This window comes from Streptomyces sp. YS-3, assembly GCF_045257485.1.
Lineage (GTDB): Bacteria > Actinomycetota > Actinomycetes > Streptomycetales > Streptomycetaceae > Streptomyces.
Genome location: NZ_JBJHPC010000240.1, coordinates 1 through 10,392 on the forward strand (window position 1 = coordinate 1; position 10,392 = coordinate 10,392).

The 10,392-nt window shown below is 73.0% G+C and carries 7 protein-coding genes; 1 reads left to right on the top strand and 6 read right to left on the bottom strand.

Annotated elements, in window-relative coordinates:
* Positions 1-26 precede the first annotated feature (26 nt).
* The 5 genes from ACJA3G_RS19985 to ACJA3G_RS20005 form a co-directional block, all read right to left on the bottom strand.
* Positions 27-2,108, bottom strand: a complete 2,082-nt coding sequence (locus ACJA3G_RS19985; protein WP_406554382.1) for an endo-beta-N-acetylglucosaminidase — start codon at positions 2,106-2,108, stop codon at positions 27-29.
* Between the two features lie 165 nt (positions 2,109-2,273).
* The gene (locus ACJA3G_RS19990; protein ID WP_406554383.1) at positions 2,274-3,545 is read right to left on the bottom strand and encodes a glycosyl hydrolase; all 1,272 of its coding nucleotides are present in this window, start codon (positions 3,543-3,545) and stop codon (positions 2,274-2,276) included.
* 51 nt (positions 3,546-3,596) lie between these two features.
* Positions 3,597-4,496: a carbohydrate ABC transporter permease gene (locus ACJA3G_RS19995; protein ID WP_406554387.1), complete on the bottom strand. Its 900-nt coding sequence runs from the start codon at positions 4,494-4,496 to the stop codon at positions 3,597-3,599.
* 20 nt (positions 4,497-4,516) lie between these two features.
* Entirely contained in the window at positions 4,517-5,488 is a 972-nt protein-coding gene (locus ACJA3G_RS20000; RefSeq protein WP_406554384.1) for a carbohydrate ABC transporter permease, read from the bottom strand.
* Positions 5,489-5,496: 8 nt separating this feature from the next.
* A complete protein-coding gene (locus ACJA3G_RS20005) occupies positions 5,497-6,789 on the bottom strand; it encodes an ABC transporter substrate-binding protein (RefSeq protein WP_406554385.1) in 1,293 nt (430 codons plus the stop codon).
* Between the two features lie 374 nt (positions 6,790-7,163).
* On the opposite strand from ACJA3G_RS20005, the gene ACJA3G_RS20010 reads away from it, so the two are divergent.
* Positions 7,164-8,177, top strand: coding sequence for a LacI family DNA-binding transcriptional regulator (locus ACJA3G_RS20010; protein ID WP_406554388.1), 1,014 nt, complete (start codon positions 7,164-7,166; stop codon positions 8,175-8,177).
* Here the strand turns inward: ACJA3G_RS20010 and ACJA3G_RS20015 are convergent.
* Complete coding sequence (locus tag ACJA3G_RS20015) at positions 8,164-10,284, bottom strand: SpoIIE family protein phosphatase (RefSeq protein ID WP_406554386.1); 2,121 nt, start codon at positions 10,282-10,284, stop codon at positions 8,164-8,166. The two genes, ACJA3G_RS20010 and ACJA3G_RS20015, sit on opposite strands and share 14 nt — an antisense overlap.
* Positions 10,285-10,392 lie beyond the last annotated feature (108 nt).

Genomic DNA, 10,392 nt, shown 5'->3' on the forward strand with positions numbered 1-10,392 from the left:
GGGTGCGGGTGCGGCGGGGGCGGATGTCACCAGGAGTGGACGGTGGTGGCCGGTGCGGAGGCGGTGTAGAGCTCGTCGACGGCCCGTATCTCGAACCGGGCCGAGCGTTCGCCTCCTTCCGGCTCCAGTGCGGGAACGAAGAAGGCATTCCCGCACGTTCCCCCGAGGAAGCGGCGGTTTCCTCCCGGGAGCAGCCGGTGCAGTTCGTAGTGGCGCACCGCGCCGGGCGACGGGTGCCATGCCAAGCGCAGCGAGGTGCCCCCGGCACCGGTCGCCGAGCCGGTGACGCGCGCGCGGGTGGGCGCGGGCACGGGTGCGGCGGCCCGGTCGCGTACCGCCAGCGCGCCCAGACGCCAGGTGGCACGGCCGTGCGCGGTGAGCCGGACGCCGAGTGAACGCAGGGTGCCGAGGCGTCCGTTCACGCGTGGGGCGGCCGGTGTCAGCAGGTTCGGACGCAGGGTGCTGAGCCGCAGGGTCGAGGTGGTCCACCCGGCGCCGCCCGCCTTCAGCCGGCCCGCGGGGAGGTAGATGTACGGGACCGGTTCGCCCGGTCGGGCGGGCTCGCGCAGGGCCACGGCGAGCTCGACCGTCACCGTGCCCGCGTCGGCCCGGTGGGTGAGCTCGACGACCGTGGAGCGGGTCAGCGGCAGCCGGGTCGCGTGGAGTTCGACGGTGGCGGGGGCGTCGAAGTCACCGTCGACCAGCAGACTGGAGCCGCCGCGCCAGGCGTCGGCGAAGTCGAGGGTGACGGCCGGCCGGCGTCCGGCCGAGCGGACCACCCAGCGGCGGCCCGGCAGCCGGTCCTGGAGGCCGAGGTGGTTCCACTCGGCGGCCGAGACCACCTCGCCGTCCTGGTACCAGCGCAGCCCGTGCCCGGTGTTGAAGGAGGTCGCGAACGGCAGCCGGTCGACCGTCGAGCGGTCGGCGACGACCGTCGCCGGGGCACGCCAGCCGTCCGTGTCGGGCTGGGAGGGGTCGAGCGAGCGGCCCGTCCAGAAGCGGTCGTCGGCCGCGTGGAACCGCCCGGGTGTCCGGCCCTCGGGCGGCAGTTGGTTGCGCGTCCACTCGGGCCGGTAGAGACCGTAGGAGACGGTGTGCGGCCGGTCCCGGGGCACGATGGCGTCCCAGTCCACCGGGGTGTTCCAGCCCCGGGCCTCGACGTCGATCCCGGCCCACAGCTCGTAGCGGTCGCGGCCCAGCCGCCGCGCCAGGTCGCCCGAGTCCGCCAGGCTCCGCGGTGACCAGCGGAAGTCCACGAACATCGCGTCGGCGGTGCGGAAGAAGTCCTGGTTGCGGTCGTCGAGCGCGCCCTGCCAGCCGACCGAGCCGTCGATGGTCATCGCGTCGTACCAGGTGATCCGCAGCCCGGCGGTCTCGGCGCGCCTCTTGAGGTCGGTGACGAAGGCGAGCATCTCGGCGCCGAGGGCGGCGTCGCCGCCGTCGGTCTCGGCGTTGACGAACCAGCCGTCGAAGCCGTACGCGGTGGCGACCTCGACCAGCTTCGCGGCCAGCGGAAAGCGGCCGAGCGCGTCGCGCCGCACCAGGTCGCGGGTCCACCTCAGTTCGCCGCCCCAGGCGGTAGGCGGCAGGAAGACGGTGCCGAGTACGGGCACACCGTTGCGGTGGGCCGCGTCGACGATCGGCGCGTTGGGCGCGAGGATCAGCCCCTCCCCCGCCGAACCGCCCCAGAAGACCAGTTCGTCGAGGTAGGCCCAGTGGGTGAGCGCGTAGTAGTCGGCGGTGGGCGCGCCCTGGGAGGGGTTGCCCGCGGTGTGGTCGAAGGAGACGAGCGCCTGGACACGGGCCTGGCCGCCGCGGGCGGTCCGATTCACCGGGACCGGGGTGAACCGGGCGGCGAGCAGCACGGAGGCGGTGTTGAAGGCGAGGTCCTCGTCGTCCTCGGCCCTCCAGTCCTTCAGGCTGCGCCAGGTGATCCCGGGGCCGGGCGTACCGGAGGGCAGGGAGTCGGGGTACCAGTAGGAAGCGTGGGGCTGGAGGTCGGGGGCCGGGCCCTCGGCGGCGCGGGCGGCGGCGGACGGGAGCGCGAGGGCGGCGGCGGTCCCGACGCCGGTGAGGACGACGGAGCGACGGGTGGGGAGCTGACGCATGGGTGATCTCCGTTTCAGGTCGAGGGATGGTGGAGGGGCACACCGGTCGGCCCCGAAGGGGCGCGGGGAACTGCGCGGCCGGACCCTGACCGGCCCGCGGCCGAACGACCGCGCTCGCCGCTCCCAGGGCGCGCCGCGGGGCAGGCGGGACCTTCGCAACACGCCCTAGCGCACCGCACCAGGCCTCACCACCTCCTTGATCCCCCGCAGCGCCAGGTACTCCTCGTCCTCCGCCCGGCCGGCCAGCACGGCGGCCGGCCGCACCCCGTCCGCGACGAGCCGGGCGTACGCCTCGAAGACCGGCCCCCTCGGCGCGCACACGGAACGGCGCGGCGCCAGGACCTCGTCTCCCACGTCCACGACGAGCGCCGTGGTCCGGGGCGCGGGCGCGTGTACCCGTCCCCGCCACTCCTGGGCGAGCAGGGCCACCATGGACCCCGCCGGTTTGACGCGCCCGTCACTGGTCAACAGCCCGAGGCTGTACTCCAGTTCGGGGAAGTCCGCCAGCGACCGGTCCACGTCGTGGGAGCACCACCAGGTGATCCCCCACAGATCCGCGCAGTCCAGCGCGTTGACCACGGTCGCCTCGGTGAACGCGGCGGCGTGTGCGGCGGGGATCAGCGGCGCGGGCGCGCCGACCTCCTGGAGCCACACCGGCCGGTGCGGATCGTCGGCCCAGGCCTTCGACAGCTCGGTCAGGTACGCGGCGTGGTGCTCGGTGGCCGTACCGGTGCGCCCGTGTGCCTGGGCCGTACCGTTGAACACCCAGGAGTGCACGGTGGTCATGGCGCCGAGCCGGGCGGCGTGCGCGGGTGTGAAGGGCTGGTCGTCCTGGTACCAGGCCGCGTCGTACTCGGCGTGCACATGGGGCCTGCCGGGGGCGCCCTCCTCGCAGGCGGCGAGCATCCGCCCCACCCACGCCCCGGCCTGCGCGGGGGTGATGCGGTCGGGGTCGGGGTGCGGGCCGGACGCGAACTGGTTGATCTCGTTGCCGACGGTCATCCCGATGAAGTTGGGCCGGTCCGCGAGCGCTCCGGCGAGGGTGCGCAGCAGCGCCGCCTGCCCGTCGAGCACGTCCGGGTCGGTGAAGATGTTGCGCCGGTGCCAGGTCTGCGTCCAGGCGGGCAGGAAGTCGAAGCTGGACAGATGGCCCTGGAGGCCGTCGACGTTGACGTCGAGGCCGCGTTCGCCCGCCGCGTCGGCGAGCTGGACCAGCTGTTCGACCGCGCGCGGCCGTATCAGGGTGCGGTTGGGCTGGAAGTAGGGCCACACCGGGAAGACCCGGATGTGGTCGAGGCCGAGCGCCGCAATCGCGTCGAGGTCGGCGCGTACGGCGTCGAGGTCGAAGTCGAGCCAGTGGTGGAACCACCCCTGGCCGGGTGTGTAGTTGACGCCGAAGCGCACGGCGGCAGGCGTGCGGGCCTGTGCTGAAGGCATGCGGGTCCGTTCTGTGGGCGTGCCGCGGGTGGAGGAGCCGGAGGCCGGGGCTCAGCCCTTGACGGCTCCCTCGCCGACGCCGCGGAAGAAGTAGCGCTGCAGACAGGCGAAGAGCGCGATGAGCGGGGCGACGGCGATGACCGTGCCGGCCGCGACGAGCCGTTCGTCGTTGGCGAAGGTGCCGTGCAGGTAGTTCAGGCCGATGGTGAGGGTGAAGCGGTCCGGGTCGCTGAGGACGATCAACGGCCACAGGAAGTCATCCCAGGCGCCCATGAAGGCGAAGATGGCGACCACGGCGAGGGTGCCCTTGACGGCGGGCAGGGCGATCCGCAGATAGCGCTGCCAGGCGCTGGCCCCGTCGACGTAGGCCGCCTCCTCGATCTCGTACGGGAGGTTGAGGAAGGCGTTGCGCATCAGCAGGACGTTCATCGCGCCGATGGAGCCGGGCAGCAGGACCGCGATGAGGGTGTTGTTGAGGCCTAGGTCCCGCATGGTGGTGAACTGGGCGATGATGATGCCCTCGACGGGGACCAGCATGGCGAGGACGAACGCGAGGGCGGCGGCCCGGCGGCCCCGGAAGCGCATCCGGGCGAGGGCGTAGCCGGCCAGCGAGGCACCGACGCAGTTGGTGACGACGTTGGCGGCGGCGACCTTCAGCGAGTTCAGGGCGTAGTCCCAGACCGGGATGGTGTCGGCCACGCGCGTGTAGTTGCCGAGGGTCGGCTCGCCGGGCAGGAACCGGGGCGGGGAGCTGAAGATGTCCTCGTGCGGCCCCTTGAGCGAGGTGGACAGCTGCCACAGGAACGGGCCGACGGTGAGGGCCAGTACCGCCAGGAGCAGGGCGTAGCGCACCAGGAGCTGCCAGAGCGGGACGCGGCGTCCCTCCGCGTCGGTGATCCCGCGCGGGCGGGGTGCGGCGGGCGCCGGTCGTGACCGGGACCCGGCGTCGATGCCGGGGTCGGTTTCGGTGCTCACGCGTCCTCCCTCCGGTCCGCCCGCAGGACGAGCAGCATCAGTGCGACGGTGATGACGAAGACCACGACGGAGATCGCCGAGGCGTAGCCGACGCGTCCGGTCAGGCCCGTGCCGACCCGCTGGACGAGCATCACCAGCGTGGTGTCCTCGCCCGCGGGGCCTCCCCCGGGGCCCGCCATCAGATAGACCTCGGAGAAGACCTTGAAGGCCGAGACCGAGGAGAGCGCGGCGACCAGGACCATGGTGGAGCGCAGGGCGGGCACGGTGACGGTGAAGAAGCGGCGCACCGCCCCGGCCCCGTCGACCGCGGCGGCCTCGTGGAGTTCGCGCGGTACGTTGGCCAGCGCCGCCAAGTAAATGATCATGTAGTAGCCGAGGCCCTTCCAGACCGTGACCGCCATGGCGCTGCCGAGCAGCAGCCACTGGTCGCTCAGGAAGCCGACCTTGCCGGCGCCCACCGCCTCCAGCACCGAGTTGATCAGCCCCCGGTCGTCGAGCATCCACACCCAGATGAGGCCGACCACGACGATGGAGGCCACCACCGGGGTGTAGAACGCCGCCCGGAAGAAGGCGATGCCGGGGATGTGCCGCTGGACGAGCATCGCCAGGAGCAGCGGCAGGACGACGAGCGCCGGGACGACGCCGAGGACGTACAGGGTGCTGTTGCGCAGGCCGGTCCAGAACATGTCGTCGTGCCACAGCTCGCGGAAGTTGGCGAGGCCGACGTAGTGGCCGGGCACCAGGGTGCGGCGGTCGGTGAAGGAGTTCAGGACGGTGCTGACGAACGGGTACAGGCTGAACACGCCGACGACGAGCAGTCCGGGCGCCGCGAACAGCCAGGGGCTGGTGGGCAGATGGCGCCGGATGCGGCGGCCGGTCCGCGGCGGCCCGGAGCGGGGGCTCCGGGCCGCCGGGGCTGCGGTGAGGGTGCCGGAGGGGTGGGCGGCGGAGGCGGTGGGGCTGTCCACGGGACGGCTCAGCTCTGCTTCAGCAGCTGGTCACACGCCTTGACAGCGTTGTCAAGCGCTTCCTTGGGGCTCTCCTTGCCCTGGAGCGCCTTGGCCACCTCGTTGCGCAGCGCGACCTTCATCTGTTCGCTGAAGAGCACCGGTGTGTAGTTGACGGCCGTCTTCAGGGACTTGGCGGCGGCGATCCGCACCCGGGTCTCGTCGCTGCCGTCCTCCTTGGTGAAGTACGGGTCGTCGAGGGAGCCCGCGGTGCTGGGGAAGATGGCGACCTTCTTGGCGAACTCCATCTGGCGGGTGGCGTCGGTGACGAAGTGCGCGAAGGCGACGGCCGCGGGCTTGTGGCCGCTCCTGGCGTTCACCATGACGCCCATGACGTACATGTTCGCCTTGCCGGTGCTGCTGATCTGGTCGGTGATCCCGATGTTCTTGTAGAGCGTCGGGGCCTGCTTCTTGAAGTTGGCGAGGTCGAGTGCGCTGCCCGGGTTCATGGCGACCGACTCGGTCAGGAACTTGTGGCCGGTGGACTCGGGGGTGGCGGTCAGCGCCTGCGGGTCGAGTGCCTTGGCGTCGTACAACTCCTTGTACCTGGTGAGCAGTTCGACCCCCTTGGCGTCGTTGAACGCGAAGCCGTCGCCGCTCTTGTTCATCTGCTCGACGCCGTAGCGGCCGAAGTCCTCGATGGTGGGGATGTTCGCGAAGGTGGCGATCTTCCCGTTGCTCTGCTTCGCCATCCGCAGCCCGGCCGCGAAGACCTCGTCGTACGTCTTCGGGGGCTTCTGTGGGTCGAGACCCGCTTCGGTGAACAGCCGCTTGTTGTAGAACAGCGGACCGGTGTTGAGGTACCAGGGGAAGGCGTACGTGCCCTGCGTGCCCGGTATCCGGTGGCTCTCCCAGGCGCCGGGCAGGTACTCCTTGCGGTAGTCGGAGGCCGCCTTGTCGAGGTCGAGCGCGAGCCCGGCCCTGGCGAGCGGGGCCACCAGGTCCGGCGAGACGTTGACGACGTCGGGGAGGGTGCCGCCGGCCGCGTCGGCGCTGATCTTGTCGGCGTAGCCCTCGGCGGGGCGGTCGACCCACTTCACCTCGGTGCCGGGGTACTTCTTCTGAAAGTCCGCGATCACACCGTTGAAGTAGTCCTTGAAGTTCGCCTGGAGGTTCCAGGTCTGGAAGGTGATCTTCCCTTCGACCTTGCCGGACGCGTCGGAGGAGCCCGAGCCCGAGTCGGAGTCGCTGGAGCAGGCGCTCAGCGGCAGGACGGTGGCGAGGACGGCGGCAGCGGCGAGTGCCCTGCGGGAGATGCGCACGGTGTACGGCTCCTTTGCTCGGACCAGACGTGCGGACGGCGGAACCCGGCCGCCGGGGGCGCCCCTGAGGACCGCCCCCGGCAAGGACGCGATGCCGGGCGCTCACATCGGCAGACTTTGCGGTGCGATTCTTCAAAAAGTCAATAGGCCGCCCCAGTTGAATGACGTAGGCCCAGGTCACGGCTGTGCGCACGACAGTTGCGGTGATCTACTAATGCGCTTTAGAGTCAGGGAGCTCAAGCGCATTAGTACGCTGGGGCATTCACCGGCCGCGATCGGCCGGAACCAGCGGGAAAGGGGCACGGGTGACGGACAGCCCGCCGGCCGGCAAGGACACGCGGGCGGCCCGGCGCACACCGGCGCGCCGCCCGACGATGAAGGACATCGCCCAGCGGGCCGGGGTGTCGGAGAGCGCGGTGTCGTTCGCGCTCAACGACCGCCCCGGCGTCTCCGAGGTCACCCGGGACCGGGTCCGCCGGGTCGCCGAGCAACTGGGCTGGCGGCCGAGCACGGCGGCCCGGGCGCTCTCCGGCGAGGGCGCGGCCACGGTCGGCCTGGTGGTGGCGCGCCCGGCGGCGACGCTCGGCGTGGACTCGTTCTTCCTCCAGCTGATCTCCGGTATCCAGGAGGTCCTGGCGGAGCGTCAGCTCGGTCTGCTCTTCCAGGTGGTGGAGGACGTGGAGGCCGAGTGCGCGGTGTACCGGAGGTGGTGGGCCGAGCACCGGGTGGACGGTGTCCTGGTGGTCGACCCGCGCACCGACGACCCGCGCCCGGAGCTGCTCGACGAACTGGGGCTGCCGGGCGTCGTCATCGGCGGTCTGGCGGGCACCCACCCCGACCTCTCCCAGGTGCGCGCCGACGACGCCGCGGCGATGGCCGCGGTCGTCGGCAGGCTCCACGAGCTGGGCCACCGCCGGATCGTGCACATCGCGGGCCTCGGCTCACTCGCCCACACCGACCGCCGTATCCGCTCCCTGCGCGCCGAAGCCGAGCGGCGGGGCCTGGCCGGGGTCCGCTCGGTGACCACCGACTACTCCGACACCGAGGGCGCGGCGGTCACCCGCCGGGTGCTGGGCGGCCGGGCGGCACCGACCGCGCTGGTCTACGACAACGACGTGATGGCCGCGGCCGGCGCGGCCGTGGTCGCGGGCCTCGGCCTCTCGGTGCCCGGGGACGTCTCCATCGTGTCGTGGGAGGACTCGGTGCTGTGCCGGATGGTCCATCCGTGGCTCACCGCGCTCTCCCGGGACACCATCGCGTTCGGGCGGCTCGCCGCGCGCGAGCTGACGGCGCTGCTCGACGGCGCCGCCGCCCGGTCGGTCCCGATGCCGCCGCCCCGGCTGATCGAGCGGGAGAGCACCGCTCCCCCGCCGCTCACCGGGGCCTGAGCAGCAGGAGCGCCACGTCGTCGCTGCGCCCCTGGGTCTCCTGCACATGGCGTACGAGGGCCTCGGCGACCTCCTCCAGAGGCCGCCCGCCCACCTCGGCGAGCCGGTCGGCGACCGCCGCCACCGACTCGTCGAGGTCCACGCCCGAGACCTCGACCAGACCGTCGGTGTACAGGGCGAGGACCGACCCGGGCGACAGCGGCACCTCCGTGGTCGGGTAGACGGCCTCGGCCTCGATGCCCAGCAGCGGGCCGCCCGCCAGGTCCAGGGTGCGCACCCGCCCGTCCGGGTCCCTCAGCAGCGGCTGGGGATGCCCGGCGCGGGCCAGCAGGGCACGGCCGCGCGCGGTGTCCAGGTGCAGGTAGATGCAGCTGGCGAAGCGCTCGGCGGCCAGCTCGACCAGGAGCCGGTTGGTGGACTCCATGACCCGGCCGGGGGTCTGCCCGACGGCGGTGTAGGCGCGTACGGCCGTGCGGACCTGGCCCATCAGGGCCGCCGCGGTGACGTTGTGGCCCTGGACGTCGCCGATGACGGCGGCTGCCGCCGTCCCGACCGGCAGCAGGTCGTAGAAGTCGCCGCCGATGTCCATGCCCTGGGTGGCCGGCAGATAGCGCGCGGCCACCTCCAGACCCGGCAGGTCCGGCAGGGTGTGCGGCAGCAGGGCCTCCTGGAGGCCGTGGGCGAGCCGGTGCTTGGCGTCGTAGAGGCTCGCCCGCTCCAGGGCCTGGGCGATCAGCCCGCCCACGCTGGTCAGCACCGCGCGCTCCTCGGCCGTGAAGGCGCGCTCCTCGGCGTAGCCGAGCACACAGGTGCCCACGGCCCGGCCGGAGGCGATCAGCGGCAGATAGGCCCAGGCGGCCATCCCGTCGGGGGTCGCGTTGCGCAGCGGGTAGAGCCGCTCCAGCTGCGCGCGCGACTCGTAGAAGCCCGGTACGCCGGTGAGCAGGGCGCGTACGCCCGGGGTGTGCGCGGTGAGCGGCATCCCGTTGAAGCGGTCCACCAGCGAGGGGTCCTCGTAGCCGCGCTGGCCCAGCACATGGAGCCGCCCGCCGGAGGAGCCGAGCATGACCAGGGTCCGGCTGCCCACCGCCGGCATGATCTCGTCGGCCACCAGGTCGACCACGTCCCGTACGCCCACGGCCTCGGTCAGGGCGCTGGCCAGGCTCAGGACGTGCGAGATGGTCACCAGCCGCCCCGGCCCCTCCCCCTCGTCGCGCTGCGGACGGCCTCCCCGGGGCGTGGCACGGGCCCGGGTGATGCGCACGCTGAGCCCGGTGGTGCTCGGGTAGAGCCGGAAGGAGAGCCAGTCGCCGGGCGGGCGCAGCGCCACGAACGAGGTGATCTGCTGGCTGAGCAGCGCCGCCCGGTAGCGGTCCTCGTACATCGGGTCGTTCAGCCACGGCAGGGTCACCCAGGGCGGGGTGCCGAGCAGGCGCTCCAGGGGGACGCCGAGCAGGTCGGCGGCGGCCTGGTTGGCGTACTCGACCCGGCCGTCGAGGTCGAGGGCGCAGAGCCCGTACGGCAGGCGGGCGGCCATCCGGGCGGCCTGGGCGGCGCCGTTCTCCCCGGGCGGCAGCTCCGCCGGGCGCATCGCCGACTCGGGCAGCACCGGGATGCCCTGGCGGGCGGCCCACTCCATGTACTCGGCGAGCCGGTCGCAGGCGGCGGTGAGGCGCTGCCGCTCGGTGCGGGACAGGTCCGCCGGGTGCGAGCCGGGCCAGGTCGTGTAGACGGCCCCGTAGACGGTGCCGGCGGTGGCCACGGGGAGCGCGGCCAGGGCGAAGGGGTAGGGCAGCACGACCGCGATCCGGGGGTAGCGGCCGGCCATCTCCTCCTCGCCGCCGACCCAGACCAGACGGCGTTCGCGGGCCGCGTCGGCGACCGGGATGGGGGCGGCGAGCCCGACCCGCTCCCAGGGCGCGGCGAACACCCGGGGCAGGCCCGCGATGGCCGCCATGACCAGGACGTTCTCCTCGGGATCGAGCACGTAGACGGCCCCGGAGTGCGCCTGGACGTCGTCCAGCAGCCCGGTCAGTACGCGGGAGAGCACCGCCTGGTGCGGGGGCGCGCGGTCGGGCGGAGGACCGGGCGCATCCCGGTCGGGCACGGCGGACCACCTCCTCCAGGGCCGCGGGACACCTCTGGAAGATCCAGGCTGCCCGCTGACGGCCGTCCCCGCACGGCGAGCGGGCCCGGTGGCGCACCCGGGGGCGGC